The 26,266-nt window shown below is 50.6% G+C and carries 45 protein-coding genes and 1 pseudogene; 40 read left to right on the plus strand and 6 right to left on the minus strand.

Annotation, left to right across the window (positions count from 1 at the left end; all coding sequences use genetic code 11):
- The 34 genes and pseudogenes from QMZ65_RS24325 to QMZ65_RS25290 all read left to right on the plus strand — a co-directional run.
- Nucleotides 1-552 (plus strand): EF-Tu C-terminal domain-related protein (locus tag QMZ65_RS24325; RefSeq protein WP_249221839.1); only part of this gene is annotated, 552 nt, incomplete at its 5' end.
- 178 nt (nucleotides 553-730) lie between these two features.
- Nucleotides 731-925, plus strand: a complete 195-nt coding sequence (gene bfd, locus QMZ65_RS24330; RefSeq protein ID WP_034830760.1) for a bacterioferritin-associated ferredoxin — start codon at nucleotides 731-733, stop codon at nucleotides 923-925.
- A gap of 104 nt (nucleotides 926-1,029) precedes the next feature.
- A complete protein-coding gene (bfr, locus tag QMZ65_RS24335; RefSeq protein WP_034830757.1) occupies nucleotides 1,030-1,512 on the plus strand; it encodes a bacterioferritin in 483 nt (160 codons plus the stop codon).
- Nucleotides 1,513-1,835: 323 nt separating this feature from the next.
- Nucleotides 1,836-2,147 (plus strand): 30S ribosomal protein S10, encoded by a 312-nt coding sequence (gene rpsJ / locus QMZ65_RS24340; protein WP_006120582.1) that lies wholly within the window; start codon nucleotides 1,836-1,838, stop codon nucleotides 2,145-2,147.
- Nucleotides 2,148-2,179: 32 nt separating this feature from the next.
- Nucleotides 2,180-2,806 carry a 50S ribosomal protein L3 gene (rplC, locus tag QMZ65_RS24345; protein ID WP_038644330.1) on the plus strand — a complete coding sequence of 209 codons (627 nt, stop codon included), beginning with the start codon at nucleotides 2,180-2,182 and terminating at the stop codon, nucleotides 2,804-2,806.
- A 10-nt stretch (nucleotides 2,807-2,816) separates the two neighbouring features.
- Nucleotides 2,817-3,422, plus strand: a complete 606-nt coding sequence (gene rplD / locus QMZ65_RS24350) for a 50S ribosomal protein L4 (protein ID WP_034830751.1) — start codon at nucleotides 2,817-2,819, stop codon at nucleotides 3,420-3,422.
- On the plus strand, nucleotides 3,419-3,721 hold the full coding sequence (gene rplW, locus QMZ65_RS24355; RefSeq protein WP_034830749.1) for a 50S ribosomal protein L23: 303 nt from the start codon (nucleotides 3,419-3,421) through the stop codon (nucleotides 3,719-3,721). Before rplD ends, rplW begins: the two co-directional genes overlap by 4 nt.
- A 17-nt stretch (nucleotides 3,722-3,738) precedes the next feature.
- A complete protein-coding gene (gene rplB, locus QMZ65_RS24360; RefSeq protein ID WP_034830746.1) occupies nucleotides 3,739-4,560 on the plus strand; it encodes a 50S ribosomal protein L2 in 822 nt (273 codons plus the stop codon).
- Between the two features lie 16 nt (nucleotides 4,561-4,576).
- Nucleotides 4,577-4,855 (plus strand): 30S ribosomal protein S19, encoded by a 279-nt coding sequence (gene rpsS / locus QMZ65_RS24365; protein WP_001138115.1) that lies wholly within the window; start codon nucleotides 4,577-4,579, stop codon nucleotides 4,853-4,855.
- 13 nt (nucleotides 4,856-4,868) lie between these two features.
- Nucleotides 4,869-5,201, plus strand: a complete 333-nt coding sequence (rplV, locus tag QMZ65_RS24370) for a 50S ribosomal protein L22 (protein ID WP_007891659.1) — start codon at nucleotides 4,869-4,871, stop codon at nucleotides 5,199-5,201.
- 17 nt (nucleotides 5,202-5,218) lie between these two features.
- Entirely contained in the window at nucleotides 5,219-5,917 is a 699-nt protein-coding gene (rpsC, locus tag QMZ65_RS24375) for a 30S ribosomal protein S3 (RefSeq protein ID WP_034830744.1), read from the plus strand.
- A 12-nt stretch (nucleotides 5,918-5,929) separates the two neighbouring features.
- The gene (gene rplP, locus QMZ65_RS24380) at nucleotides 5,930-6,340 is read left to right on the plus strand and encodes a 50S ribosomal protein L16 (protein ID WP_002438716.1); all 411 of its coding nucleotides are present in this window, start codon (nucleotides 5,930-5,932) and stop codon (nucleotides 6,338-6,340) included.
- Nucleotides 6,340-6,528, plus strand: coding sequence for a 50S ribosomal protein L29 (gene rpmC, locus QMZ65_RS24385; RefSeq protein ID WP_034830743.1), 189 nt, complete (start codon nucleotides 6,340-6,342; stop codon nucleotides 6,526-6,528). Before rplP ends, rpmC begins: the two co-directional genes overlap by 1 nt.
- Complete coding sequence (gene rpsQ / locus QMZ65_RS24390; protein WP_008104738.1) at nucleotides 6,528-6,782, plus strand: 30S ribosomal protein S17; 255 nt, start codon at nucleotides 6,528-6,530, stop codon at nucleotides 6,780-6,782. The genes rpmC and rpsQ overlap by 1 nt, the downstream gene beginning before the upstream one ends.
- Nucleotides 6,783-6,951: 169 nt before the next feature.
- Nucleotides 6,952-7,323: a 50S ribosomal protein L14 gene (gene rplN, locus QMZ65_RS24395; RefSeq protein ID WP_006120590.1), complete on the plus strand. Its 372-nt coding sequence runs from the start codon at nucleotides 6,952-6,954 to the stop codon at nucleotides 7,321-7,323.
- Nucleotides 7,324-7,333: 10 nt separating this feature from the next.
- Nucleotides 7,334-7,648, plus strand: a complete 315-nt coding sequence (gene rplX, locus QMZ65_RS24400; protein ID WP_034830741.1) for a 50S ribosomal protein L24 — start codon at nucleotides 7,334-7,336, stop codon at nucleotides 7,646-7,648.
- Between the two features lie 14 nt (nucleotides 7,649-7,662).
- A complete protein-coding gene (gene rplE / locus QMZ65_RS24405) occupies nucleotides 7,663-8,202 on the plus strand; it encodes a 50S ribosomal protein L5 (RefSeq protein ID WP_013510763.1) in 540 nt (179 codons plus the stop codon).
- Nucleotides 8,203-8,216: 14 nt separating this feature from the next.
- Entirely contained in the window at nucleotides 8,217-8,522 is a 306-nt protein-coding gene (rpsN, locus tag QMZ65_RS24410) for a 30S ribosomal protein S14 (protein WP_006120592.1), read from the plus strand.
- Between the two features lie 32 nt (nucleotides 8,523-8,554).
- The gene (gene rpsH, locus QMZ65_RS24415) at nucleotides 8,555-8,947 is read left to right on the plus strand and encodes a 30S ribosomal protein S8 (RefSeq protein ID WP_007891668.1); all 393 of its coding nucleotides are present in this window, start codon (nucleotides 8,555-8,557) and stop codon (nucleotides 8,945-8,947) included.
- A gap of 12 nt (nucleotides 8,948-8,959) precedes the next feature.
- Nucleotides 8,960-9,493 (plus strand): 50S ribosomal protein L6, encoded by a 534-nt coding sequence (rplF, locus tag QMZ65_RS24420; RefSeq protein WP_034830740.1) that lies wholly within the window; start codon nucleotides 8,960-8,962, stop codon nucleotides 9,491-9,493.
- 9 nt (nucleotides 9,494-9,502) lie between these two features.
- Nucleotides 9,503-9,856, plus strand: a complete 354-nt coding sequence (gene rplR / locus QMZ65_RS24425) for a 50S ribosomal protein L18 (protein ID WP_008104733.1) — start codon at nucleotides 9,503-9,505, stop codon at nucleotides 9,854-9,856.
- 14 nt (nucleotides 9,857-9,870) lie between these two features.
- Nucleotides 9,871-10,371 carry a 30S ribosomal protein S5 gene (gene rpsE, locus QMZ65_RS24430; protein ID WP_007891679.1) on the plus strand — a complete coding sequence of 167 codons (501 nt, stop codon included), beginning with the start codon at nucleotides 9,871-9,873 and terminating at the stop codon, nucleotides 10,369-10,371.
- Nucleotides 10,372-10,376: 5 nt separating this feature from the next.
- Nucleotides 10,377-10,556 (plus strand): 50S ribosomal protein L30, encoded by a 180-nt coding sequence (gene rpmD / locus QMZ65_RS24435; RefSeq protein WP_021186404.1) that lies wholly within the window; start codon nucleotides 10,377-10,379, stop codon nucleotides 10,554-10,556.
- A gap of 3 nt (nucleotides 10,557-10,559) precedes the next feature.
- A complete protein-coding gene (gene rplO, locus QMZ65_RS24440) occupies nucleotides 10,560-10,994 on the plus strand; it encodes a 50S ribosomal protein L15 (RefSeq protein WP_034830738.1) in 435 nt (144 codons plus the stop codon).
- 7 nt (nucleotides 10,995-11,001) lie between these two features.
- Nucleotides 11,002-12,333, plus strand: a complete 1,332-nt coding sequence (gene secY, locus QMZ65_RS24445) for a preprotein translocase subunit SecY (RefSeq protein ID WP_007891686.1) — start codon at nucleotides 11,002-11,004, stop codon at nucleotides 12,331-12,333.
- A gap of 32 nt (nucleotides 12,334-12,365) precedes the next feature.
- Nucleotides 12,366-12,482, plus strand: a complete 117-nt coding sequence (rpmJ, locus tag QMZ65_RS24450) for a 50S ribosomal protein L36 (RefSeq protein WP_004160566.1) — start codon at nucleotides 12,366-12,368, stop codon at nucleotides 12,480-12,482.
- Between the two features lie 146 nt (nucleotides 12,483-12,628).
- On the plus strand, nucleotides 12,629-12,985 hold the full coding sequence (gene rpsM / locus QMZ65_RS24455) for a 30S ribosomal protein S13 (protein ID WP_034830736.1): 357 nt from the start codon (nucleotides 12,629-12,631) through the stop codon (nucleotides 12,983-12,985).
- A 16-nt stretch (nucleotides 12,986-13,001) separates the two neighbouring features.
- On the plus strand, nucleotides 13,002-13,391 hold the full coding sequence (rpsK, locus tag QMZ65_RS24460) for a 30S ribosomal protein S11 (protein ID WP_004160563.1): 390 nt from the start codon (nucleotides 13,002-13,004) through the stop codon (nucleotides 13,389-13,391).
- 31 nt (nucleotides 13,392-13,422) lie between these two features.
- Nucleotides 13,423-14,043 (plus strand): 30S ribosomal protein S4, encoded by a 621-nt coding sequence (gene rpsD / locus QMZ65_RS24465; RefSeq protein ID WP_007891687.1) that lies wholly within the window; start codon nucleotides 13,423-13,425, stop codon nucleotides 14,041-14,043.
- A gap of 25 nt (nucleotides 14,044-14,068) precedes the next feature.
- Nucleotides 14,069-15,058: a DNA-directed RNA polymerase subunit alpha gene (locus QMZ65_RS24470; protein ID WP_007891688.1), complete on the plus strand. Its 990-nt coding sequence runs from the start codon at nucleotides 14,069-14,071 to the stop codon at nucleotides 15,056-15,058.
- A gap of 40 nt (nucleotides 15,059-15,098) precedes the next feature.
- Complete coding sequence (gene rplQ, locus QMZ65_RS24475; protein WP_003850180.1) at nucleotides 15,099-15,485, plus strand: 50S ribosomal protein L17; 387 nt, start codon at nucleotides 15,099-15,101, stop codon at nucleotides 15,483-15,485.
- A gap of 109 nt (nucleotides 15,486-15,594) precedes the next feature.
- Nucleotides 15,595-15,966, plus strand: coding sequence for a DnaJ family domain-containing protein (locus QMZ65_RS24480; protein ID WP_283216892.1), 372 nt, complete (start codon nucleotides 15,595-15,597; stop codon nucleotides 15,964-15,966).
- Nucleotide 15,967: 1 nt separating this feature from the next.
- Nucleotides 15,968-16,405, plus strand: coding sequence for a Zn(2+)-responsive transcriptional regulator (gene zntR / locus QMZ65_RS24485; protein ID WP_283216893.1), 438 nt, complete (start codon nucleotides 15,968-15,970; stop codon nucleotides 16,403-16,405).
- A gap of 50 nt (nucleotides 16,406-16,455) precedes the next feature.
- A pseudogene (locus tag QMZ65_RS25290) lies at nucleotides 16,456-16,653 on the plus strand (alternative ribosome-rescue factor A); the annotation flags it as partial.
- A 38-nt stretch (nucleotides 16,654-16,691) separates the two neighbouring features.
- Here the strand turns inward: QMZ65_RS25290 and mscL are convergent.
- The 5 genes from mscL to def all read right to left on the minus strand — a co-directional run bounded on the left by mscL (nucleotide 16,692) and on the right by def (nucleotide 21,434).
- Nucleotides 16,692-17,105 (minus strand): large-conductance mechanosensitive channel protein MscL, encoded by a 414-nt coding sequence (gene mscL / locus QMZ65_RS24495; RefSeq protein WP_034830732.1) that lies wholly within the window; start codon nucleotides 17,103-17,105, stop codon nucleotides 16,692-16,694.
- A gap of 111 nt (nucleotides 17,106-17,216) precedes the next feature.
- Nucleotides 17,217-18,593 (minus strand): Trk system potassium transporter TrkA, encoded by a 1,377-nt coding sequence (gene trkA, locus QMZ65_RS24500; RefSeq protein ID WP_034830730.1) that lies wholly within the window; start codon nucleotides 18,591-18,593, stop codon nucleotides 17,217-17,219.
- 31 nt (nucleotides 18,594-18,624) lie between these two features.
- On the minus strand, nucleotides 18,625-19,911 hold the full coding sequence (gene rsmB / locus QMZ65_RS24505) for a 16S rRNA (cytosine(967)-C(5))-methyltransferase RsmB (protein ID WP_097119786.1): 1,287 nt from the start codon (nucleotides 19,909-19,911) through the stop codon (nucleotides 18,625-18,627).
- A gap of 44 nt (nucleotides 19,912-19,955) precedes the next feature.
- On the minus strand, nucleotides 19,956-20,900 hold the full coding sequence (fmt, locus tag QMZ65_RS24510; RefSeq protein WP_211729873.1) for a methionyl-tRNA formyltransferase: 945 nt from the start codon (nucleotides 20,898-20,900) through the stop codon (nucleotides 19,956-19,958).
- Nucleotides 20,901-20,921: 21 nt separating this feature from the next.
- Complete coding sequence (gene def, locus QMZ65_RS24515; protein ID WP_034830726.1) at nucleotides 20,922-21,434, minus strand: peptide deformylase; 513 nt, start codon at nucleotides 21,432-21,434, stop codon at nucleotides 20,922-20,924.
- Between the two features lie 112 nt (nucleotides 21,435-21,546).
- On the opposite strand from def, the gene dprA reads away from it, so the two are divergent.
- Genes dprA through QMZ65_RS24545 form a run of 6 tightly spaced genes read left to right on the plus strand, consistent with a single transcriptional unit; the run spans nucleotide 21,547 to nucleotide 25,334 of the window.
- Nucleotides 21,547-22,671: a DNA-protecting protein DprA gene (dprA, locus tag QMZ65_RS24520; protein ID WP_283216895.1), complete on the plus strand. Its 1,125-nt coding sequence runs from the start codon at nucleotides 21,547-21,549 to the stop codon at nucleotides 22,669-22,671.
- Nucleotides 22,643-23,116: a DUF494 family protein Smg gene (gene smg, locus QMZ65_RS24525; protein ID WP_034830723.1), complete on the plus strand. Its 474-nt coding sequence runs from the start codon at nucleotides 22,643-22,645 to the stop codon at nucleotides 23,114-23,116. Before dprA ends, smg begins: the two co-directional genes overlap by 29 nt.
- A 24-nt stretch (nucleotides 23,117-23,140) precedes the next feature.
- On the plus strand, nucleotides 23,141-23,695 hold the full coding sequence (locus QMZ65_RS24530) for a DNA topoisomerase family protein (protein ID WP_072226551.1): 555 nt from the start codon (nucleotides 23,141-23,143) through the stop codon (nucleotides 23,693-23,695).
- The gene (tsaC, locus tag QMZ65_RS24535) at nucleotides 23,692-24,267 is read left to right on the plus strand and encodes an L-threonylcarbamoyladenylate synthase type 1 TsaC (protein ID WP_283216896.1); all 576 of its coding nucleotides are present in this window, start codon (nucleotides 23,692-23,694) and stop codon (nucleotides 24,265-24,267) included. Before QMZ65_RS24530 ends, tsaC begins: the two co-directional genes overlap by 4 nt.
- A 3-nt stretch (nucleotides 24,268-24,270) precedes the next feature.
- Complete coding sequence (gene aroE, locus QMZ65_RS24540) at nucleotides 24,271-25,089, plus strand: shikimate dehydrogenase (RefSeq protein ID WP_097119783.1); 819 nt, start codon at nucleotides 24,271-24,273, stop codon at nucleotides 25,087-25,089.
- Nucleotides 25,086-25,334: a DUF1488 family protein gene (locus tag QMZ65_RS24545; protein ID WP_097119782.1), complete on the plus strand. Its 249-nt coding sequence runs from the start codon at nucleotides 25,086-25,088 to the stop codon at nucleotides 25,332-25,334. The genes aroE and QMZ65_RS24545 overlap by 4 nt, the downstream gene beginning before the upstream one ends.
- Here QMZ65_RS24545 and QMZ65_RS24550 read toward each other — a convergent pair.
- On the minus strand, nucleotides 25,310-25,864 hold the full coding sequence (locus QMZ65_RS24550) for a gamma carbonic anhydrase family protein (protein ID WP_160834664.1): 555 nt from the start codon (nucleotides 25,862-25,864) through the stop codon (nucleotides 25,310-25,312). The two genes, QMZ65_RS24545 and QMZ65_RS24550, sit on opposite strands and share 25 nt — an antisense overlap.
- Between the last annotated feature and the right edge of the window lie 402 nt (nucleotides 25,865-26,266).

Consider the following 26,266-nt stretch of genomic DNA (forward strand, 5'->3'; position numbering starts at 1 on the left):
CTGCTGCCAATCGAAGACGTATTCTCAATCTCAGGCCGTGGTACTGTTGTAACCGGTCGTGTTGAGCGCGGTATCGTTAAAGTGGGCGACGAAGTTGAAATCGTTGGTATCAAGGCGACTGTTAAGTCTACCTGTACTGGCGTTGAAATGTTCCGTAAGCTGCTGGACCAGGGTCAGGCGGGTGAAAACTGTGGTGTTCTGCTGCGCGGTATCAAGCGTGAAGACATCCAGCGTGGTCAGGTACTGGCTAAGCCAGGCACCATCAAGCCACACACCAAGTTCGTATCAGAAGTATACGTACTGTCTAAAGACGAAGGCGGCCGTCATACTCCGTTCTTCAAAGGCTACCGTCCACAGTTCTACTTCCGTACTACTGACGTGACTGGTAACGTTGAGCTGCCAGAAGGCGTTGAGATGGTAATGCCAGGCGACAACGTGAAAATGACCGTTGAGCTGATCCACCCAATCGCGATGGACCAGGGTCTGCGTTTCGCAATCCGTGAAGGCGGCCGTACTGTTGGTGCGGGCGTTGTTGCTGAAGTTCTCGCTTAATTGCGTTAATGTCGGTGGTTGCTTAGGTAGCCACCGCAGCACGAAAAGAGAGCACTTCGGTGCTCTTTTTTTTTGCCTGAAATTCACCGCTCAAGCCAATCCCACACAAAAGCTACGTTTGAAATAAAAACCATTCTCATTTACACTTTGATCAGAATTTGTACTGGAGTCGCAGTAAATGTACGTCTGTCTGTGTAATGCCGTGAGTGACAAAACCCTCCGTGAAGTAGTGCGTCGCTATCAGCCCAAATCGATCCAACATCTTCGTCAACTGGTTCCTATCGGAAAACAGTGTGGTAAGTGCATCCGTTTTGCGCGCGAGATTATGGATGATGAGCTGCAGAAGGTACCGCTGTACAAAGAAATCGCTTAGGTCGACTCGACAGCCTCTGGCAATAACCACAAAAACAGTCCTGTTTTTTTGACTTCTTTTTATCCGCATCTACGATCTATTTACCTGGAAGCGGAGGAAGCAAAATGAAGGGCGACAGTAAAATCATAACTCATCTCAATAAACTGCTGGGGAATGAACTGGTTGCGATTAATCAGTACTTTCTTCATGCACGTATGTTCAAAAACTGGGGGCTTATTCGCCTCAACGATGTCGAGTATCACGAATCCATCGATGAAATGAAGCATGCGGACAAATACATCGAGCGCATTCTTTTCCTTGAAGGGATTCCAAATTTGCAGGATCTCGGCCGGTTGCGTATTGGTGAAGATGTCCCGGAAATGTTGCAATCCGATCTGACGTTGGAGTTAGAAGGGGCGAAGGATTTACGTGAAGCGATTGCCTATGCCGACAAGGTGCATGATTACGTCAGCCGCGACATGATGATTGAGATTCTGGGTGAGGAAGAGCATCACATTGACTGGCTGGAAACAGAACTCGACCTGATTCAAAAACTCGGTTTGCAGAATTACCTGCAGGCGCAATTAAAAGAAGAAAGCACAGACTAAAACCCTTTCGTTGTAGCAATGTCACAGAGCCTGTAGGGGGAAATATCGAGCCCCATACAGGCTTTTTCGTATTTAGTCCGCAATTGATGTGGTTAAAAACGCATCACGGGTTGCTTCCTGAACTGATTTGCGTATAATGCGCGGGCCTGCCGATATTGGTATGGCGCGATTCGAGCAGAATCGCAGGTGATAGCAAGCTATGTATCACCTGACAATACTCCCGATTGGGGAGTTATATGCTGAACGATTACACTCCTCCATCAATCGTAATGGGTGTGGGTAGTAATTCTTTTCGTTTATAAAATGTTTGGAGCCTTGGTCTCATGTCGAACCAAAGAATCCGTATCCGTCTTAAAGCGTTTGATCATCGCCTGATCGATCAATCAACCGCGGAAATCGTTGAGACTGCCAAGCGCACTGGTGCGCAGGTACGTGGTCCGATCCCGCTGCCAACTCGCAAAGAGCGTTTCACCGTTCTGATCTCTCCGCACGTTAACAAAGACGCGCGCGATCAGTACGAGATCCGTACTCACAAGCGTCTGGTAGACATCGTTGAGCCAACTGAAAAAACCGTTGATGCACTGATGCGTCTGGATCTGGCTGCCGGTGTTGACGTGCAGATCAGCCTGGGTTAATCAGGTCATCGAGCGATTGAGAGGTTGATACAATGATTGGTTTAGTCGGTAAAAAAGTGGGCATGACTCGCATCTTCACTGAAGATGGCGTTTCAATCCCAGTAACCGTAATCGAAGTTGAAGCAAACCGCGTTACTCAGGTCAAAGGCCTGGAAAACGACGGTTACCAGGCTATCCAGGTGACCACCGGTGCTAAAAAAGCAAACCGTGTGAGCAAGCCGGAAGCAGGTCATTTTGCTAAAGCTGGCGTTGAAGCTGGCCGTGGTCTGTGGGAATTCCGCACCGAAGGTGAAGAGTACTCAGTAGGCCAGAGCATCAGTGTTGAAATTTTCGCTGACGTTAAAAAAGTAGACGTTACCGGTACCTCTAAAGGTAAAGGTTTCGCAGGTACCGTTAAGCGCTGGAACTTCCGTACCCAGGACGCTACACACGGTAACTCCTTGTCTCACCGCGTTCCGGGTTCTATCGGTCAGAACCAGACTCCGGGCAAAGTGTTCAAAGGCAAGAAAATGGCTGGTCAACTGGGTAACGAGCGCGTAACCGTTCAGAGCCTGGAAGTGGTACGTGTTGACGCTGAGCGCAACCTGCTGCTGGTCAAAGGTGCTGTCCCGGGTGCAACCGGCAGCGACCTGATTGTTAAACCAGCTGTGAAGGCGTAAGGGGATAGCAATGGAATTAGTACTGAAAGACGCGCAGAGCGCGCTGACTGTTTCCGAAACTACCTTCGGTCGTGATTTCAACGAAGCGCTGGTTCACCAGGTTGTTGTTGCTTATGCCGCTGGTGCTCGTCAGGGTACTCGTGCGCAGAAAACTCGTGCTGAAGTAACTGGTTCAGGCAAAAAGCCTTGGCGCCAGAAAGGTACCGGCCGTGCGCGTTCAGGTTCTGTAAAGAGCCCGATCTGGCGTTCAGGTGGCGTGACCTTCGCTGCGCGTCCACAGGACCACAGTCAAAAAGTTAACAAGAAGATGTACCGCGGCGCGCTGAAAAGCATCCTGTCCGAACTGGTACGTCAGGACCGTCTGATCGTTGTCGAGACGTTCTCTGTAGAAGCGCCTAAAACTAAGCTGCTGGCACAGAAACTGAAAGACATGGCGCTGGAAGACGTGCTGATCATCACCGGTGAACTGGATGAGAATCTGTTCCTGGCTGCGCGTAACCTGTACAAGGTTGACGTGCGTGATGCAGCAGGTATCGACCCAGTTAGCCTGATCGCCTTCGACAAAGTCGTTATGACTGCGGAAGCAGTTAAGCAAGTTGAGGAGATGCTGGCATGATCCGTGAAGAACGTCTGCTGAAAGTCGTACGTGCACCGCACGTATCTGAAAAAGCATCTACTGCGATGGAAAAAAGCAATACCATCGTTCTCAAAGTTGCTAAAGACGCGACCAAAGCAGAGATCGTTGCTGCTGTTGAGAAGCTGTTCGAAGTTGAAGTTAAAGACGTAAACACCCTGGTTGTTAAGGGTAAAGTTAAGCGTCACGGACAGCGTATCGGTCGTCGTAGCGACTGGAAAAAAGCTTACGTCACCCTGAAGGAAGGCCAGAATCTGGACTTCGTCGGCGGCGCTGAGTAAGTCGGAGGAGAAAGACAATGGCAGTTGTTAAATGTAAACCGACATCTCCGGGTCGTCGTCACGTAGTTAAAGTGGTGAACCCAGAGCTGCACAAGGGCAAACCTTTTGCTCCGCTGTTAGAAAAAAACAGCAAATCCGGTGGTCGTAACAACAATGGTCGTATCACTACCCGTCATATCGGTGGTGGTCACAAGCAGGCTTACCGTATTGTTGACTTCAAACGCAACAAAGATGGTATCCCAGCAGTTGTTGAGCGTCTTGAGTACGATCCGAACCGTTCTGCGAACATCGCACTGGTTCTGTACAAAGATGGCGAGCGCCGTTACATCCTGGCCCCTAAAGGCCTGAAAGCTGGTGATCAGGTTCAATCTGGCGTTGATGCTGCGATTAAAGCAGGTAACACCCTGCCAATGCGTAACATCCCGGTGGGTTCTACCGTTCACAACGTAGAAATGAAACCAGGCAAAGGCGGTCAGATTGCTCGCTCAGCTGGTACTTACGTGCAGATCGTTGCGCGTGATGGTTCCTACGTAACCCTGCGTCTGCGTTCAGGCGAAATGCGTAAAGTCGAAATCGACTGCCGCGCAACCCTGGGCGAAGTCGGTAACGCTGAGCACATGCTGCGCGTTCTGGGTAAAGCTGGTGCAACCCGTTGGCGTGGTGTTCGTCCTACCGTTCGCGGTACTGCGATGAACCCAGTCGATCACCCGCACGGTGGTGGTGAAGGTCGTAACTTTGGTAAGCACCCGGTAACTCCGTGGGGCGTTCAGACCAAAGGTAAGAAGACCCGTAGCAACAAGCGTACTGATAAATTTATCGTACGTCGCCGTAGCAAATAATTTTAGAGGATAAGCCATGCCACGTTCTCTCAAGAAAGGTCCTTTTATTGACCTGCACTTGCTGAAGAAGGTAGAGAAAGCGGTGGAAAGCGGTGACAAGAAGCCCCTGCGCACTTGGTCCCGTCGTTCAACGATCTTCCCTAACATGATCGGTTTGACCATCGCTGTCCATAATGGTCGTCAGCACGTTCCTGTCTTTGTATCCGACGAAATGGTCGGCCACAAACTGGGTGAATTTGCACCGACACGTACTTATCGCGGCCATGCTGCAGATAAGAAAGCCAAGAAGAAATAAGTAGGAGGAAGAGATGGAAACTATTGCTCAACATCGCCATGCTCGTTCTTCTGCTCAGAAGGTCCGCCTTGTTGCTGACCTGATTCGCGGTAAGAAAGTGTCGCAGGCTCTGGATATTCTGACCTACACCAACAAGAAAGCTGCTGTGTTGGTTAAGAAAGTCCTGGAATCTGCCATTGCGAACGCCGAACACAACGATGGCGCTGATATCGACGATCTGAAAGTCGCGAAAATCTTCGTAGACGAAGGCCCAAGCATGAAGCGCATTATGCCGCGTGCGAAAGGTCGTGCAGATCGCATCCTGAAGCGCACCAGCCACATTACTGTGGTTGTGTCCGATCGCTGAGACTCTGGAGACTAGCAATGGGTCAGAAAGTACATCCTAATGGTATTCGCCTGGGTATTGTAAAACCATGGAACTCTACCTGGTTTGCGAACACCAAAGAATTCGCTGACAACCTGGACAGCGATTTTAAAGTACGTCAGTTCCTGACTAAGGAACTGGCTAAAGCGTCTGTATCTCGTATCGTTATCGAGCGTCCGGCTAAGAGCATCCGTGTGACCATTCACACCGCTCGCCCGGGTATCGTTATCGGTAAGAAAGGTGAAGACGTAGAAAAACTGCGCACGGTCGTAGCGAAAATCGCTGGCGTTCCTGCACAGATCAATATCGCCGAAGTCCGTAAACCGGAACTGGACGCTAAATTGGTTGCTGATAGCATCACTTCACAGCTGGAGCGTCGTGTGATGTTCCGTCGTGCGATGAAGCGTGCTGTTCAGAACGCAATGCGTCTGGGCGCGAAGGGTATTAAAGTTGAAGTTAGCGGCCGTTTGGGCGGAGCCGAGATCGCACGTACCGAATGGTACCGTGAAGGTCGCGTGCCACTGCACACTCTGCGTGCAGACATTGACTACAACACCTCTGAAGCGCACACCACTTATGGTGTAATCGGCGTTAAGGTATGGATCTTCAAAGGTGAGATCCTGGGTGGTATGGCTGCTGTTGAACAACCGGAACCGGCTGCTCAACCTAAAAAGCAGCAGCGTAAAGGCCGTAAGTAAGGAGAGTCGCTGATGTTACAACCAAAGCGTACGAAATTCCGTAAAGTGCACAAAGGCCGCAACCGTGGTCTGGCGCAGGGTACGGATGTCAGCTTCGGTACTTTCGGTCTGAAAGCTGTTGGCCGTGGTCGTCTGACTGCTCGTCAGATCGAAGCAGCACGTCGTGCTATGACCCGTGCAGTTAAGCGTCAAGGTAAGATCTGGATCCGTGTATTCCCGGACAAACCGATCACCGAGAAGCCGCTTGAAGTGCGTATGGGTAAAGGTAAGGGTAACGTGGAGTATTGGGTTGCCCTGATCCAACCGGGTAAAGTCCTGTATGAAATGGACGGTGTTCCGGAAGAGCTTGCCCGTGAAGCATTCAAGCTGGCAGCAGCAAAACTGCCTATCAAAACCACCTTTGTTACTAAGACGGTGATGTAATGAAAGCAAATGAGCTGCGTGAAAAAAGCGTTGAAGAGCTGAACGCTGAGCTTCTTAACCTGCTGCGTGAGCAATTCAACCTGCGCATGCAGGCAGCATCCGGCCAGCTGCAGCAGACCCATCTGCTGAAGCAAGTGCGTCGTAATGTTGCACGTGTTAAGACTTTACTGACTGAGAAGGCGGCGTAATGACCGATAAAATCCGTACTCTGCAGGGTCGTGTAATTAGTGACAAAATGCAGAAATCTGCAGTAGTTGCTATCGAACGTGTCGTGAAACACCCGATCTACGGTAAGTTCATCAAGCGTACGACTAAGCTGCACATCCATGACGAGAACAACGAATGTGGAATCGGTGACGTGGTAGAAATCCGCGAAACCCGTCCACTGTCTAAGACTAAGTCTTGGGCGCTGGTTCGCGTTGTAGAGAAAGCGGTTCTGTAATAGAATCCGCTTCCTCTAAAAAATAAAATGAACGGCTCGTCTGAGCCGTTCATTTTTTCTACCCATCTGCGAGAACCGGTGTTATAATGCCGCGCCCTCAATTATGGGGCTTTTTAACGACCTGAGGTTTGGGTCCCGAAGTAGTAGTTGACATTAGCGGAGCACTAAAATGATCCAAGAACAGACTATGCTGAACGTCGCCGACAACTCCGGTGCACGTCGCGTAATGTGTATCAAGGTTCTGGGTGGCTCGCACCGTCGCTACGCAGGCGTCGGCGACATCATTAAAGTTACCATCAAGGAAGCAATTCCTCGCGGTAAAGTTAAGAAAGGTGATGTCCTGAAGGCGGTAGTGGTGCGCACCAGGAAGGGTGTTCGTCGCCCGGACGGTTCTGTCATTCGCTTCGATGGTAATGCATGCGTTATTTTAAACAATAACAGCGAGCAGCCTATCGGTACGCGTATTTTTGGGCCGGTAACTCGTGAACTTCGTACTGAAAAGTTCATGAAAATTATCTCTCTGGCACCAGAAGTACTCTAAGGAGCGAGCAATGGCAGCGAAAATCCGTCGTAACGACGAAGTTATCGTGATTACCGGTAAAGACAAAGGTAAACGCGGTAAAGTAAAGAATGTCCTGACTTCTGGTAAGGTCATAGTTGAAGGTATCAACCTGGTTAAGAAACACCAGAAGCCGGTTCCGGCTCTGAACCAACCAGGCGGCATCGTTGAAAAAGAAGCTGCTATTCAGGTTTCTAACGTTGCAATCTTCAATGCGGCAACCGGCAAGGCTGACCGTGTAGGCTTTAGATTCGAAGAAGGCAAAAAAGTCCGTTTCTTCAAGTCTAATAGCGAAACTATCAAGTAATTTGGAGTAGTACGATGGCGAAACTGCATGATTACTACAAAGACGAAGTAGTCCAGAAACTCATGACTGAGTTCGGCTACAATTCTGTCATGCAAGTCCCTCGGGTCGAGAAGATCACCCTGAACATGGGTGTTGGTGAAGCGATCGCTGACAAGAAACTGCTGGATAACGCAGCAGCTGACCTGGCAGCAATCTCCGGTCAAAAACCGTTGATCACCAAAGCACGCAAATCAGTTGCAGGCTTCAAAATCCGTCAGGGCTATCCGATCGGCTGTAAAGTAACTCTGCGCGGCGAGCGCATGTGGGAGTTCTTTGAGCGCCTGATCACTATTGCTGTACCACGTATTCGTGACTTCCGCGGCTTGTCTGCTAAGTCTTTCGATGGTCGCGGTAACTACAGCATGGGCGTTCGTGAGCAGATCATCTTCCCAGAAATCGATTATGACAAAGTCGATCGCGTTCGTGGTTTGGATATTACCATTACCACTACTGCGAAATCTGATGATGAAGGCCGTGCTCTGCTGGCTGCCTTTGACTTCCCGTTCCGCAAGTAAGGTAGGGTTACTTAATGGCTAAGCAATCGATGAAAGCACGCGAAGTAAAGCGTGTGAAATTAGCAGACAAGTTCTTCGCTAAGCGCGCAGAACTGAAAGCGATCATTTCTGATGTGAACGCATCCGACGAAGATCGTTGGGATGCCGTTCTCAAGCTGCAGAGTCTGCCGCGTGATTCCAGCCCTTCCCGTCAGCGTAACCGCTGCCGTCAGACAGGTCGTCCGCACGGTTTCCTGCGGAAGTTTGGGTTGAGCCGTATCAAGGTCCGTGAAGCCGCAATGCGCGGTGAAATCCCGGGTCTGAAAAAGGCTAGCTGGTAATTGTCACCATTTGAATCACGGGAGTAACACAGATGAGCATGCAAGATCCGATCGCGGATATGCTGACCCGTATCCGTAACGGTCAGGCCGCGAACAAAGTTGCGGTCTCTATGCCTTCCTCCAAGCTGAAAGTGGCAATTGCCAACGTGCTGAAGGAAGAAGGCTACATTGAAGATTTTAAAATCGAAGGCGACATCAAGTCTGAGCTGGAAGTTACTTTAAAGTATTTCCAGGGCAAGGCTGTGGTAGAGAGCATTCAGCGTGTTAGCCGTCCAGGTCTGCGCATCTATAAGAAAAAAGATGAGCTGCCAAAAGTAATGGCTGGTCTGGGCATCGCTGTAATCTCTACCTCTAAAGGTGTCATGACTGATCGTGCAGCGCGCCAGGCTGGTCTTGGTGGCGAAATTATCTGCTACGTAGCGTAATCGGAGGATAAAATGTCTCGTGTTGCAAAAGCACCTGTCGTTGTTCCTGCGGGCGTAGAGGTAAAACTCAACGGTCAGGAAGTTTCGATCAAAGGCAAAAACGGCGAGCTGACTCGTACTATCAACAGTGCTGTAGAAGTTAAGCATGCAGACAACGCCCTGACTTTCGCTCCACGCGAAGGCTTCTCGGACGCTTGGGCACAGGCAGGTACTGCTCGTGCGCTGCTGAACGGCATGGTTATCGGTGTTACCGAAGGCTTCACCAAGAAGCTGCAACTGGTTGGTGTTGGTTATCGTGCAGCTGTTAAAGGCAACTCTGTGAGCTTGGCCCTGGGCTTCTCTCACCCTGTTGACCATGCACTGCCGGCCGGCATCACTGCTGAATGTCCAACTCAGACTGAAATCGTGCTGAAAGGCGCTGATAAACAGCTGATTGGTCAGGTTGCAGCGGATCTGCGCGCCTACCGTCGTCCTGAGCCTTACAAAGGCAAGGGTGTTCGTTACGCCGACGAAGTCGTGCGTACCAAAGAGGCTAAGAAGAAGTAAGGTAACACTATGGATAAGAAATCTGCTCGTATCCGTCGTGCGACCCGTGCACGTCGCAAGCTCAAAGAGCTGGGTGCTACTCGCCTGGTGGTACATCGTACCCCGCGTCATATTTACGCACAGGTGATCGCCCCGAACGGTTCCGAAGTTCTGGTTGCTGCTTCTACTGTAGAAAAAGCTATTGCCGAACAACTGAAGTACACCGGTAACAAAGACGCTGCTGCAGCTGTAGGTAAAGCTCTGGCTGAGCGCGCTGTCGAGAAAGGCATTACTAATGTTTCTTTCGACCGTTCCGGGTTCCAATATCATGGTCGTGTCCAGGCACTGGCAGATGCTGCCCGTGAAGCTGGCCTTCAGTTCTAAGGTAGAGGTCTAAGATGTCAAACATCGAGAAACAAGCTGGCGAACTGCAGGAAAAACTGATCGCGGTAAACCGTGTATCTAAAACTGTAAAAGGTGGTCGTATTTTCTCCTTCACCGCACTGACTGTAGTGGGTGATGGTAACGGCCGCGTTGGTTTTGGTTACGGTAAAGCGCGTGAAGTTCCAGCAGCGATCCAGAAAGCGATGGAAAAAGCCCGTCGCAACATGATTAACGTCGCGCTGACTCACGGCACCCTGCAGCACCCTGTTAAAGGTGCTCACACGGGTTCTCGTGTGTTCATGCAGCCAGCTTCTGAAGGTACCGGTATCATCGCCGGCGGTGCAATGCGCGCTGTTTTAGAAGTTGCTGGAGTGCATAACGTTCTGGCTAAAGCGTATGGTTCTACTAACCCGATTAACGTGGTTCGTGCAACTATCGATGGCCTGGGCAATATGAATTCTCCAGAAATGGTCGCTGCCAAGCGTGGTAAATCCGTTGAAGAAATTCTGGGGTAATCACGATGGCTAAGACTATTAAAATTACACAAACCCGCAGTTCAATCGGCCGCCTGCCTAAGCACAAAGCCACTCTGGTTGGCTTGGGTCTGCGTCGTATTGGTCATACCGTTGAGCGTGAAGACACGCCAGCAGTGCGCGGTATGGTTAACGCGATTTCCTATATGCTGAAAGTGGAGGAGTAAGAGATGCGCTTAAACACTCTGTCTCCGGCCGAAGGGTCTAAACACGCTTCTAAGCGTCTGGGTCGTGGTATCGGTTCTGGCCTCGGTAAAACCGGTGGTCGTGGTCACAAAGGTCAGAACTCTCGTTCTGGCGGTGGCGTACGTCGCGGTTTCGAGGGTGGTCAGATGCCTCTGTATCGTCGTCTGCCGAAATTCGGTTTCACCTCTCGCAAAGCAATGGTCACTGCAGAAGTTCGTCTATCTGACCTGGCGAAAGTTGAAGGCGGTATTGTTGACCTGAATACTCTGAAAGCAGCCAACATCATCGGTGTTCAGATCGAGTTCGCGAAAGTGATTCTGTCTGGTGAAGTTTCTGCACCGGTAACGATTCGTGGTCTGCGTGTCACTAAAGGTGCGCGTGCTGCAATCGAAGCTGCTGGCGGTAAAATCGAGGAATAAGTAGCAGATGGCAAAGCAACCGGGATTAGATTTTCAAAGTGCCAAAGGTGGCTTTGGTGAACTGAAGCGCAGACTTTTGTTTGTTATCGGTGCACTGATTGTCTTCCGTATTGGCTCTTTTATTCCAATCCCTGGTATCGATGCCACTGTACTTGCCAAACTGCTTGAGCAACAGCGTGGCACCATCATTGAAATGTTCAACATGTTCTCTGGTGGTGCTCTCAGTCGTGCCTCAATCTTCGCACTGGGTATTATGCCGTATATTTCGGCCTCTATTATTATCCAGTTGCTGACGGTGGTTCATCCCGCGTTGGCCGAGATTAAGAAAGAGGGTGAAGCTGGTCGTCGTAAGATTAGCCAGTACACTCGCTATGGCACCCTGGTTCTGGCTGTATTCCAGTCGATCGGTATTGCTACCGGTCTGCCGAATATGCCTGGAATGCAAGGCCTGGTAATGAATCCAGGTTTCGCATTCTACTTTACCGCTGTTGTAAGTCTGGTTACCGGGACAATGTTCCTGATGTGGCTGGGCGAACAGATTACTGAACGAGGTATCGGTAACGGTATCTCGATCATTATCTTCGCAGGTATTGTTGCGGGTCTCCCGCCGGCCATTGGCCATACCATCGAGCAAGCGCGGCAAGGTGACCTGCACTTCCTCCTGTTGCTGTTGGTTGCAGTTCTTGTATTTGCAGTGACGTTCTTTGTTATTTTCGTTGAGCGTGGCCAGCGCCGCATTGTGGTCAACTACGCTAAACGTCAGCAAGGTCGTCGTGTATATGCTGCACAGAGCACACATTTACCGTTGAAAGTGAATATGGCGGGTGTAATTCCGGCTATCTTTGCTTCCAGCATTATTCTGTTCCCAGCAACCATCGCGTCATGGTTCGGGGGCGGAACCGGTTGGAACTGGCTGACAACAATTTCGCTGTATTTGCAACCAGGACAGCCGCTTTATGTGCTACTCTATGCGACTGCAATCATCTTCTTCTGTTTCTTCTACACGGCGTTGGTTTTCAACCCACGTGAAACAGCTGATAACTTGAAGAAGTCTGGAGCATTCGTACCGGGAATTCGTCCGGGAGAGCAAACGGCGAAGTATATCGATAAAGTAATGACACGTTTGACCTTAATCGGCGCACTGTACATTACCTTTATCTGCCTGATCCCGGAGTTCATGCGTGATGCCATGAAGGTTCCCTTCTACTTTGGCGGCACATCGCTGCTTATCGTAGTGGTTGTCATCATGGACTTTATGGCTCAAGTGCAAACTCTGATGATGTCGAGTCAGTATGAGTCTGCATTGAAGAAAGCAAACCTGAAAGGCTACGGCCGTTAATTCAGGCGCTTGAGAAGTTACGGAGAGTAAAAATGAAAGTTCGTGCTTCCGTCAAGAAATTATGTCGTAACTGCAAAATCATCCGCCGCGACGGTGTCGTACGTGTGATTTGCAGCGCCGAGCCAAAGCATAAACAGCGCCAAGGCTGATATTGTCACATATTTTTCTTGCAAAGTCGGGTTGAGCTGGCTAGATTAGCCAGCCAATCTTTTGTATGTCGATGCGTTACCATTTGAGTATCCTGAAAACGGGCTTTTCAGCATGGGACGCATTTATTTAATTATAGGAGTGCATAGTGGCCCGTATAGCAGGCATTAACATTCCTGATCAAAAACATACCGTAATCGCATTAACTTCGATCTTCGGTATCGGCAAGACCCGTTCTAAAGCCATCTGCGCTTCAACGGGTATCGCTGAAAATGTTAAGATCAGAGAGCTGTCTGAAGAACAAATTGAACAGCTGCGTGAAGCAGTTGGTAAATTCGTTGTTGAAGGTGATCTGCGCCGTGAAATCACCCTGAGCATCAAGCGTCTGATGGACCTTGGTTGCTATCGTGGTTTACGCCATCGTCGTGGTCTGCCAGTTCGCGGTCAGCGTACTAAGACCAATGCACGTACCCGTAAGGGTCCGCGTAAACCGATCAAGAAATAATCGGGGTGAGTAAATAATGGCAAAGGCACCAGTTCGTGCACGCAAGCGTGTAAGAAAGCAAGTCTCAGATGGCGTGGCTCATGTCCATGCATCTTTTAACAACACCATCGTTACCATCACTGATCGTCAGGGTAACGCACTGGGTTGGGCAACCGCCGGTGGTTCCGGTTTCCGCGGTTCACGTAAATCTACTCCGTTTGCTGCTCAGGTAGCTGCAGAGCGCTGTGCAGAAGCAGTGAAAGATTACGGTATTAAGAATCTGGAAGTTATGGTTAAGGGTCCAGGTCCAGGTCGCGAATCAACAATTCGTGCTCTGAACGCTGCTGGTTTCCGCATCACTAATATTACTGATGTGACTCCAATCCCTCACAACGGTTGTCGTCCGCCGAAAAAACGTCGCGTTTAACGCCCGTTTTTAGGTTAGTTGGAGAAAGAAAATGGCAAGATATTTGGGTCCTAAGCTCAAGCTGAGCCGTCGTGAGGGCACCGACTTATTCCTTAAGTCTGGCGTTCGCGCGATCGATACCAAGTGCAAAATTGAACAACCACCTGGCCAGCACGGTGCGCGTAAACCGCGTCTGTCTGACTACGGCGGTCAGTTACGTGAGAAGCAGAAAGTTCGTCGTATGTACGGCGTGCTTGAGCGTCAGTTCCGTAACTACTACAAAGAAGCAGCACGTCTGAAAGGCAACACCGGTGAAAACCTGTTGGCTCTGCTGGAAGGTCGTCTGGATAACGTTGTTTACCGTATGGGCTTTGGTGCCACTCGTGCAGAAGCACGTCAGCTGGTTAGCCATAAATCTATCCTGGTGAACGGTCGCGTTGTTAACATCGCTTCTTATCAGGTATCTCCGAATGATGTCGTTAGCATCCGTGAGAAAGCCAAACAGCAATCTCGCGTGAAGGCCGCTCTGGAGCTGGCTGAGCAGCGTGAAAAGCCAACCTGGCTGGAAGTTGATGCGACTAAGATGGAAGGTGTGTTCAAGCGTATTCCTGAACGTACTGATCTGTCTGCGGACATTAACGAACACCTGATCGTCGAGCTTTACTCTAAGTAAAGCTTAGTACCAAAGAGAGGACACAATGCAGGGTTCTGTGACAGAGTTTCTAAAACCGCGCCTGGTAGATATCGAGCAAGTGAGTTCGACGCACGCCAAGGTGACCCTTGAGCCGTTAGAGCGTGGCTTTGGCCATACTCTTGGCAACGCACTGCGCCGTATTCTGCTTTCTTCCATGCCGGGTTGCGCGGTGACCGAGGTTGAGATCGATGGCGTGCTCCACGAGTACTCCACCAAAGAGGGCGTACAGGAAGATATCCTGGAAATCCTGCTCAATCTGAAAGGGCTGGCGGTAAGAGTTCAGGGTAAAGATGAAGTCATCCTTACTTTGAATAAATCTGGCATTGGCCCTGTGACTGCAGCCGATATCACCCACGACGGTGATGTCGAAATCGTCAAGCCACAGCATGTGATCTGCCATCTGACCGATGAAAACGCATCTATTAGCATGCGTATCAAAGTTCAGCGTGGTCGTGGTTATGTGCCGGCTTCTGCCCGAATTCATTCGGAAGAAGATGAGCGCCCAATCGGCCGTCTGTTGGTTGACGCTTGCTACAGCCCTGTAGACCGTATCGCCTACAATGTTGAAGCAGCGCGTGTAGAACAGCGCACCGACCTGGACAAGCTGGTCATCGAAATGGAAACCAACGGCACAATCGATCCTGAAGAGGCGATTCGTCGTGCGGCTACCATCCTGGCAGAACAACTGGAAGCTTTCGTTGACTTACGTGATGTACGTCAGCCGGAAGTGAAAGAAGAGAAACCAGAATTCGATCCGATCCTGCTGCGCCCTGTTGACGATCTGGAATTGACTGTCCGCTCTGCTAACTGCCTCAAGGCAGAAGCTATCCACTACATCGGTGATCTGGTACAGCGTACCGAGGTTGAGCTGCTTAAAACGCCTAACCTTGGTAAAAAATCTCTTACTGAGATTAAAGATGTGCTCGCTTCACGTGGTTTGTCTCTGGGCATGCGCCTGGAAAACTGGCCACCAGCAAGCATTGCTGATGAATAATCAGATCACAGGTTAAGGTTTCACTGAGAAGGATAAGGTCATGCGCCATCGTAAGAGTGGTCGTCAACTGAACCGCAACAGCAGCCATCGTCAGGCTATGTTCCGCAACATGGCCGGTTCTCTGGTTCGTCACGAGATCATCAAAACGACTCTGCCGAAAGCCAAAGAACTGCGTCGCGTAGTTGAGCCGCTGATTACTCTTGCCAAGACCGACAGCGTAGCTAATCGTCGTCTGGCATTCGCCCGCACTCGTGATAACGAGATCGTGGCAAAACTGTTTAACGAGCTGGGCCCGCGTTTCGCGAGCCGTGCCGGTGGTTACACTCGTATTCTGAAGTGTGGCTTCCGTGCTGGTGACAACGCTCCGATGGCTTACATCGAGCTGGTTGATCGTCCAGAAGCTCAAGCAGAAGCTGCTGCAGAGTAATTTGCAGTAACGTAGAAAACCCGCTTCGGCGGGTTTTTTATTGTCTCCAATTCCCCATCCCCCCATCTTTCGCTATGCTGAACGCTGTTGTAAGTCGTAGAGGTTCATTATGTGGTTAATTGACCAGCTGGTAGAACAGCAGATACGCGTCGCGCAGGAAAAAGGTGAACTGAGTAATTTACCAGGCGAAGGTGCACCTTTACAGCTCGAAGACGAAAGTGGCGTGCCGCCTGAGTTACGTACGGCATATCGATTACTAAAAAACTCAGGTTTTTTACCCCCTGAACTTGAAATGCGCCGCGAAGCTGTGCAACTCAACGATCTTTTACAGCTTTTGGATCCTGACGATCATCAAGCCAGTGAACTCAAAAAAAGATTAACCCTGCTGGAGATGAAGTTAAAGCAGGCAGGAATGAGCACAGATTTTTTACGTGGTGAATATGGCGGTGCCATTCGACACCGCATGCTTCAGGAGAAGTAACATGTATAAAATTGGCCAGCTGGCTAAACTTGCTGACGTTACGCCTGACACCATACGTTTTTATGAAAAGCAGCAAATGATGGATCATGAGATTCGCACTGAAGGCGGATTCCGTCTCTATAATGATGATGATCTTCAGCGCTTACGCTTTATCCGCTATGGACGTCAGCTCGGTTTCAGCCTGGATTCGATCCGCGGTTTATTATCGATCCGTATCGATCCCGAGCACCATACCTGCCAGGAGTCCAAAGCGATCGTGGCCAGGCGTCTGGATGAAGTGAATGGCATGATTGCCGAGTTGCAAACCATTCAGCGCTCATTAGAACGTTTAGCCGCGACCTGTTGCGGGGATCTACATAGCAGTGCCTGCTGTTCTATTCTTGAAGCGCTGGAAAAGGGTGAAGAGCCGCAGGTGGAAATTTGTTGTAGCAAGGGTTGAATTTCACGCAGGAAAGCCTATAGTTGCGCGATTATTAACCGGAGGACACTATGAGTCGCTATCAGCATCGCAAAGGCAAGATTAACGATAACGCTTTGGAGGCACTGTTACATGACCCGCTGTTTCGTCAGCGAGTTGAACAGAATCAGAAAGGGAAAGGCAGCTACCGACGTAAAGATAAACATGCGAAGGGGAGAAACTGGGAGTCCAGTGATAAGCAGAAAAGTTTATCACTGGCCTTCTGCTTTACAGACAAAAAAGCCGCCTGGACCTGGCGGCTTTTTTATCACAGTTTATCGCTGTTCTGCTGTTTCAACAGATCGCGAATTTCAGTGAGCAACACTTCTTCGTTGGTTGGTTTTGGCGCTGGTTTTTCAACTTCTTTCTTCTGATACAGCTTGTTCATCAGTTTGATGGCCATAAAGATGGCAAAGGCGACGATGACAAAATCAAAAATGGTTTGAATAAAGTTACCGTATTCCATTACGACAGCAGGTACATCACCCTCGGCCGGTTTTAGGACCCACTTAAACTGTTTAAAATCGACTCCGCCAATCAGTAATCCCAGTGGTGGCATGATGATATTCGCGACCAGTGATGAAACAATCTTGCCGAAAGCGGCACCGATAATCACACCGACTGCCAAATCCACCACGTTCCCACGCATTGCAAAATCACGAAACTCTTTGAATAAACTCATTGTTATCTCCTTGCCTTGGCCAATGGCTAAAGTCTAACAAACCTTTGTGCAATTGCCATGATAACAGCGGATTAAGCAAAATTATCATGGCGGGCAAACGCCCGCGGCGATTTAGAGGAAGAAAGGACTTGGCTGGAAGAGACGTTCAACATCTGGGACAAACTTCTTATCTGTCAGGAACATAATGACATGATCGCCCTGTTCAATACGCACGTTGTCGTTAGCAATGATCACTTCATCGCCACGTACGACAGCGCCAATAATCGTACCCGGCGGTAGTTTGATATCTTCAATTAAACGACCCACTACGCGGGAAGTGGTCTCTTCACCGTGCGCAATAGCTTCAATGGCTTCGGCAATCCCGCGTCGCAGTGAGGAGACGCCAACAATATCTGCCTTGCGCACGTGACCAAGCAGGGCGGAAATGGTGGCCTGCTGCGGAGAGATGGCAATATCGATCACGCTACCCTGAACCAGATCGACATAAGCACGACGCTGGATCAAAACCATGACCTTTTTCGCTCCCATCTTCTTTGCGAGCATGGCCGACATAATGTTGGCTTCGTCGTCATTGGTGACGGCGATGAAAAGATCCACCTGATCAACATGTTCTTCGGCGAGCAACTCCTGATCTGAAGCATCACCATAAAACACCACGGTGTCGTGCAGACGCTCAGCCAGTTCTGCTGCGCGTTGTTGATTACGTTCAATCAACTTCACGCTGTACTGTTTTTCCAACCGCTGGGCCAAACCAAAACCGATGTTGCCGCCGCCGACCAGCATAATGCGCTTGTAGGGTTTCTCAAGGCGCTGCATTTCGCTCATTACCGCACGAATATGCTGGCTCGCGGCAATAAAGAAGACTTCATCACCCGCTTCGACGATCGTGGAACCCTGAGGGCGAATAGGGCGATCCTGACGGAAAATAGCCGCTACGCGTGTATCAATATGCGGCATATGTTCACGCAAAATGGACAACGGGTTACCTACCAGTGGCCCACCGTAATAGGCTTTTACTACTGCAAGGCTCACTTTCCCTTCGGCAAAGTTAACTACCTGCAATGCGCCAGGATACTGAATCAGGCGATAGATGTTGTCGATAACCAACTGTTCCGGTGAAATCAAATGATCGATAGGTACGGCTTCCGGTACAAACAGCTTTTCGGCATCGCGCAAATATTCCGCCGCGCGAATACGGGCAATTCGGTTTGGCGTATTGAAAAGCGAATAGGCAATCTGACAGGCAATCATGTTGGTTTCGTCGGAACTGGTGACAGCAACCAGCATATCGGCATCTTCAGCACCGGCTTCACGCAATATACGTGGATGGGAACCATGGCCGTGCACCACGCGCAGGTCAAATTTGTCCTGCAACGCGCGCAGACGGGTGGCATCCGTATCAACAACAGTGATGTCGTTATTTTCGCCCACCAGGTTTTCAGCAAGTGTGCCGCCAACCTGCCCGGCGCCGAGGATAATAATTTTCATCGTTGAATCGCTCTTGTCAGAATGCGCCGCACTATTTCTTTATCAACTTAGCGTAAAAGAATCCGTCACCGCCATCAACGCTCGGGAAGACTTGCCACCCATTGATTTGGCCTTCGGGCAGCTGCTCAGCGGCGGCATCATCGTGCTCAGCCAGAAAGGCCGCGATCTGCTGATGGTTTTCTTCGGGCAGGATCGAGCAGGTCGCGTAAATCATCGTGCCGCCGGATTTCAAACGTGGCCAAACTGCATTGAGGATTTCGCGCTGCAGTGCAGCCAGTTCAGGGATATCACGATCGCGGCGCAACCATTTGATATCAGGGTGACGTCGAATCACTCCGGTTGCAGAACAAGGTGCATCCAGCAGAATACGGTCAAATTGCTGGTCGCCGCACCACTCTGCAGGTGTCCGGCCATCGCCCTGACGCACTTCGGCTTGCATACCCAGGCGCTGCAGATTTTCATGCACGCGGGTCAAACGTTGTTGATCGATATCTACCGCCAGCACGTTTGCCTGAGGGGCGATTTCCAGAATATGCGTGGTCTTGCCGCCGGGCGCTGCGCAGAGATCGAGAATGGCTTCATTTTTTTGTGGCTCAAGCAGCAGAGCACAGCGCTGTGCAGACAAATCTTGTACTGTCACCCATCCTTGATCGAAGCCCGGTAACTGACTGACAGGAGCAGGGGATTCAAGGCGCAGAGCATCCGGCGCATCGGCGGGGAAGGCTGCTTTATCTTCAGCCTGCAACAGGTTCAGCCACGCATCACGGCTATGGTGCTGGCGATTGACGCGCAACCACATCGGCGGTCGCTGATTATTGGCGTCAACGATCTGCTGCCATTGATCTGGCCAGGCTGTCTGCAAACGCTTAAGCAACCAACCGGGATGCCAGTAGCGCTGTGGGCCTTGATCCACTGCAGCAACCAGTTCCTCTTGCTGACGCTGGAACTGACGCAGTACACCGTTAATCAATCCCTTCAGCGCCGTACGCTTCAGGACTTCTGCACCGGCAACCGTTTCGGCCAGTGCGGCATGTGCTGGCACGCGCGTGTACAGCAACTGATACAACCCAACCATTATCAGGTAATGCAGTACGCGCTGCTTTCCCGTTAACGTGCGCTCCATCAGTTTGCCAATCAGCGCTTCCAGTTGTGGCAGAGTGCGCATTACGCCAAAGCAGAGTTCCTGCAACAGCGCGCCATCTTTATCAGCCAATGTTTTTTGCGCGCCAGGCAGAATGGCACTGAGCGATTCACCTTTATCTACCACGCGTTCAATCAGTTGCGCGGCGAGACTACGCAGGTTAGTTGCTTTTTTCATATTCATTCATCAAACAAAAAAGCCCGGTTAAACCGGGCTGGAGATCAGGCCAGAAGGGTGCCAGTGGCAAACCATTCACGACGCGAATTCAGCAGATCTTGCGCGGACATGGCTTTCTTACCCGCAGGCTGCAGCGAAAGTAGATTGAGTACGCCGTCAGCGGTGGCAATCTGAATGCCATTTTTATCAGCATGGATGACTTCGCCCGGCTGTTTGTTCTGATGAGGTAGAACGCTAGCCTGCCACACTTTGACGGGTTGATCCTCGATCAGGAAGAAACTCACCGGCCAGGGATTGAAGGCACGAATGCAGCGCTCAAGCTGTGCAGCAGAAAGTGACCAATCAAGACGCGCCTCTTCTTTACTCAACTTCTCAGCGTAAGAAACCAGCGCTTCATCCTGCACTTCAGGCTGAGCTTTGCCGCTGGCAAGCAGATCGAGTGTATCCAGCATACTTTGTGGCCCAAGCTCGGCCAGCTTGTCATACAGTGATGCGCTGGTGTCTTCAGGCGTGATAGGACAGGAGAGCTTATGCAGCATGTCACCCGTATCCAGACCCACATCCATCTGCATAATGGTCACGCCGGTTTCGCGGTCGCCAGCCCAGAGCGAACGCTGAATGGGCGCCGCACCGCGCCAGCGTGGCAGGAGTGAACCATGGACATTGATGCAACCGAGTCGCGGCATATCGAGAACCGCCTTCGGCAGAATCAGGCCATAAGCCACCACCACCATGATATCGGCTTGCAGGTCAGCAACCAGTTGCTGATTATCTTCAGGTTTTAGCGATTTTGGCTGGAACACGGGAACATCATGCGCCTGTGCCAACATTTTGACAGGGCCTGGAGTGAGTTTATTACCGCGTCCTGATGGACGGTCGGGCTGAGTAAATACGCCAACTACCTGATGCTCAGAAGCAAGCAGCGCGTCGAGATGACGCGCTGCAAAGTCAGGTGTACCGGCAAAGATAATTTTTAGCGATGCAGACACAGTTTAACCTTCTGTTAGTACTCAGGCTTCGCGTGCGTTCATGCGGGCCAGCTTTTCCAGTTTCTGTTTGATGCGCTGACGCTTCAGCGGCGACAGATAATCGATAAACAGCTTGCCATCCAGATGATCGATTTCATGCTGGATACAAATCGCCAGCAGACCATCCGTTTCCAGCTCGAAGCTCTTACCGTCACGATCCTGCGCACGGACTTTGACCCATTCCGCACGCGGGACAAAGGCACGCTGTTCAGGGATTGAGAGGCAGCCCTCTTCAATACCGGTTTCACCGCTTTTTTCCAGCAGTTCCGGGTTAATCAACACCAGACGTTCGTCTCGATTTTCAGAAACATCGATAACAATGATGCGTTGATGAATGTCGACCTGAGTGGCCGCTAAGCCAATGCCTTCTTCGGCGTACATGGTTTCAAACATGTCATCGACAATACGCTGAACGTCTGCGTTTACGGTAGCCACCGGCGCAGCGATTTTGCGAAGGCGATCATCAGGGAAATGTAATACCTGCAAAACTGACATAAATATCCAGATCTGTATGCGTTAAAGAAAAGATTACTACCTCATATTGTAGACTTTTTGTGGCCTGATTGACAGCATTGCACCGCATGTGAGCGGGCTTAAGGAAGGACGCGTGGAGCGAGTGGAAGGGATACTCCGGCTGGCAAATGTTAAAGGCCTGCGCCGGCATCGTGTGGTGGATCTTGCACGGAGTTTGCAAAGCGCTGCTGCCGTCGATGACGAATTACTGCACAGCCATGGTTTGAATGAATTGCAGCGCCAACAGTTTAACGATTATTGCCCACGGCAACTGGCGCGCACGTTACAGTGGTTGGATCAACCTCATCATCATTTAGTCTCCTGCATAGATGCTGATTATCCGGGCCCCCTGGCTGAAATCAGTCAACGCCCCTCATTGCTCTATGTGGCTGGGCAACTCTCCGTTTTACAGTCACAGCAATTAGCTGTGGTGGGCAGTCGGCACTGTTCCCACTATGGCAAAGAGTGGGGCACATGGTTTACACAGCAACTTGCACTCAGTGGGTTGACCATCACTAGCGGGCTGGCTCGCGGTATTGATGGCGTTGCACACCGTGCAGCCTTGGACGCAAGTGGAAAAACAATCGCAGTGCTGGGCAGCGGCTTGCAACATATCTACCCCAAAAGCCATCAGTCGCTGGCGCAGGCGATCATGGATAACGAAGGGGCTTTACTCTCTGAATTTCCTCTTGATATGGCGCCACATGCGGTGAATTTTCCGCGCCGTAACCGCATCATCAGTGGGTTAAGTCAGGGAGTGCTGGTCGTTGAGGCTTCACTGAAAAGCGGTTCGCTGGTCACGGCTCGCTGCGCGCTGGAACAAAACCGCAATGTTTATGCATTACCCGGAGCATTGGGTAATGATGGCAGTGAAGGTACGCATTGGTTGATTCAGCAGGGGGCACTGTTGGTTGCCCATCCCAATAACATCCTTGAAGATTTGCATTCCACATTGCAATGGCTGCCGGCAACCACTTCAGAAACAATATATTCACAAGACAGTGACGATGTTCCATTGCCATTTGCAAGCGTGTTGGCTAACGTAGGTGATGAGGTTACACCTGTTGACGTCGTCGCTGAACGTGCCGGCCAACCTGTGCCAGTTATCGCAGCCCAGTTGCTGGAGCTGGAGTTAGCAGGATGGATCGCAGCTGTACCCGGCGGCTATGTCCGATTGAGGAGGGCATGCCATGTTCGACGTACTTATGTACTTGTTTGAGACCTATATCCACAACGAAGCTGAAATGCGTGTTGACCAGGATAAATTGACCGATGATTTGGCCGATGCGGGTTTTCATCGTGAAGATATCTACAATGCGTTGAATTGGCTTGAACGTTTAGCGGACTATCAGGATGGTCTGGTGGCGCCTGTACAATTGGCCGCAGATCCGCTCTCAATGCGAATTTATACGGACGAGGAATGCCAGCGTCTTGATGCTGATTGTCGCGGTTTTATTTTGTTCCTGGAACAAGTTCAGGTGCTGAATATGGAAACGCGCGAGATGGTCATCGAACGGGTCACGGCTCTTGATACTCAGGAATTTGATCTTGAAGATCTCAAATGGGTGGTGCTGATGGTGCTGTTTAACATCCCTGGATGTGAAAACGCTTATCAGCAGATGGAAGAACTGTTATTCGACGTCAATGAAGGTATGCTGCATTAATTTGCGATTAATGCATCCGGAAATATGAGTAAATCAGCACTATTTTCTGTGCGTAAACACGATCCCTGCCCCGCTTGCGGGGCAGATTTAGTGATACGCAGTGGTAAACACGGCCCGTTTCTTGGCTGTGTGAATTATCCAACCTGTGATTATGTTCGTCCCCTGAAAAATCAGGCTGATGGACATATCGTTAAAGTGCTGGAAGGGCACGCGTGTCCTCAGTGCGGCGCAGATAAAGTTCTGCGTCAGGGGCGATTTGGGATGTTTGTTGGTTGTAGCCACTATCCGGAATGTGATTACACAGAAACTATCGATAAGCCCGACGAGACCGCGATTGCCTGTCCCCAATGTCAGAACGGAAAGCTGGTTCAGCGCCGTTCGCGCTATGGCAAAACCTTTCACTCCTGCGACCGTTACCCCGATTGCCAATTTGCAATCAATGCAACGCCTGTTGAAGGTATCTGCCCGCATTGCCAGTTTCCCTTATTAATAGAGAAGAAAACCGCACAAGGCATGAAGCGCTTATGCGCCAGCAAACGCTGTGGCAAGCTCATCGCCCAGGACGAAGAACGATCATGAAGCAAAAAGTGTATGTCCCCGGAAGTCTCGAATTTTGCATCGAGCAACTACAACAGCAGGCCGTTATTGCCTATCCAACCGAAGCGGTGTTTGGTTTAGGTTGCGATCCCGATAGCGAAAGCGCCGTCATGGCCTTACTGGCGCTCAAACAGCGTCCGGTTGAGAAAGGGCTTATCCTGATTGCAGCAGATTATGCGCAACTGGAACCCTACATTGCTGATCGCGAACTCACGGTGCTACAGCGTGAGCGCATGTTTGCTAGCTGGCCAGGGCCGGTGACTTATGTTGTTCCGACAACACCGCATACGCCACGCTGGCTAACAGGACGTTTCGATTCGCTGGCTATCCGCGTTAGCGATCATCCGGATGTGCAGGCACTTTGCCGTGGCTTCGGCAAACCATTGGTGTCTACCAGCGCCAATCTCTCCGGCGAGGCGCCGTGCCGCAATGCTGATGAAGTTGCACAGCAATTCGGTGCTCAATTCCCCGTGTTGCATGCTGCAACGGGCGGGCGGCTAAATCCTTCTGAAATTCGCGACGTTATCAGCGGCGAACTTATTCGTCAGGGTTAATTTATGGAACACTTCGCCGTTTTTGGTCATCCCATTGCACACAGTAAGTCACCTTTCATTCATAGTCTCTTTGCCGAGCAGACAGGAATCGCGCACTCTTATGGCCGGGTTTGTGCACCGCTGGAGGGGTTTCCTCAGTCAATTAGCGACTTTTTTACTGTCGGTGGAAAAGGTGCAAATGTCACACTGCCGTTTAAACAACAGGCGTGGGAACTGGCCGATGAACTCAGTGAACGTGCAGCCTTATCTGGGGCGGTTAACACATTAAAGAAAAAGGCAGATGGCTCGATCTTTGGTGATAATACCGATGGGATTGGCCTGCTAAGCGATCTGGAACGATTGAATTTGATCCGTTCTGGTGACCGCATTTTACTGGTGGGAGCCGGTGGTGCGGCTCGTGGTGTGATCCTTCCCCTGCTTTCTTTTGGATGTTCAGTGGTAGTGGTCAACCGAACGGTTGCCCGTGCTGAAGAATTGGCAAATATCTTCCAGCATAGTGGGGATATCCAGGCGAGCAGCTTTGCTGAGCTCTCCGGCCAGGCATTTGATCTGATCATCAATGCAACTTCCAGTGGCGTTGAGGGTAAAGTGCCGCCGTTGCCAGACTCATTGATCACCCCGCAAACACGCTGCTACGACATGTTCTATCAGCAAGGGCTGACGCCATTTTTGTTGTGGTGTCAGCAGCACGGTGCGGGTCAGCTGGCAGATGGATTGGGCATGCTGGTGGGGCAGGCGGCACATGCTTTCCAATTGTGGCATGGCGTGATGCCAGAAATTACCCCCGTTATTGCCCAATTAAAGCAGGCCATGAAGGAGTGAATCAGGCGATCCATTTTCCCGATCGTGAAAGTTGGGACGAGGAACGAGGAGCGATCGTTTTTCCGGTGTTGGTGCAAGGAATGGGGTTAACTTGTGCCATCAAGCCCGACGCATTACAGGATCGATTCGGAACGGGTGCAGCGATGGCGCTGTTTAGCGCGCATCGCTGGGATTTGGAAGAAGAAGCGGAAGCGCTTATCCGGCAGGATGAGATCGATGATCAAGGTTGGATCTGGCTCTCCTGAGCGAGGTATTCATCTTTCCAGCCAACATAATTGCTCGATGAATAGAGCAGACCTGCGATTTCCGCCTCACTCAATGGGCGGATTTGTTTCACCGGGCTGCCTAAATAGAGATAGCCGCTCTCCAGTCTTTTACCCGGCGGAACCAGACTACCCGCTCCGATCATGACATCCTCTTCAACAAACACGCCATCCAGCAAAATCGATCCCATTCCAACCAGCACGCGATCGCTGATATGACAGCCGTGCAGCATTGCTTTATGGCCTACAGTCACGTCTTCACCAATCACTAGAGGGTGCCCTTCCGGGTTGCTGGTGGATTTATGCGTGACGTGCAAAACGCTGCCGTCCTGAATATTGCTTCTTTTACCTATCACGACTTTGTTCACATCACCGCGGATAGCAACCAGTGGCCAGATGCTGACATCGTCGGCGAGCTGCACTTCACCCACCACTACGCTACTGCGATCGATCATTACGCGATCGCCGATTTCTGGAAAATGGTTCTTATAAGGTCGTAGGGCTACAGACATGATCTTTCTCCTTTTGCACTTTATACCCCTAGCCTGCGGCTTATCAGGCTGGCAAACAAGATGAATTTTGAGCGGATCGCTCGCGATCTCAGCGAAAAGATTGAAAACTCGCCAGTCGATTAAAAAGATCGAAAAAAGGGGTTGTGCAAAAAAATCGGATCCCTATAATGCGCCACCACTGAGACGGCAAAGCGGCAACGCAGGCGGCTCAGCAGGGAGTGAAGAAATTCATCCCGCCGGAGAAAAACGCTGAAAAAAGTGTTTGACTCTGAAGGAGGAAAGCGTAATATACGCCACCTCGCAACAGCAGCTTAAGGCGCCGATTGCACCGCTCTTTAACAATTTATCAGACAATCTGTGTGGGCACTCGCAGGATTGATATCAACGTCTCCGGACGTAAAA

Source organism: Pantoea sp. EABMAA-21 (assembly GCF_030053335.1).
GTDB lineage: Bacteria > Pseudomonadota > Gammaproteobacteria > Enterobacterales > Enterobacteriaceae > Pantoea > Pantoea communis.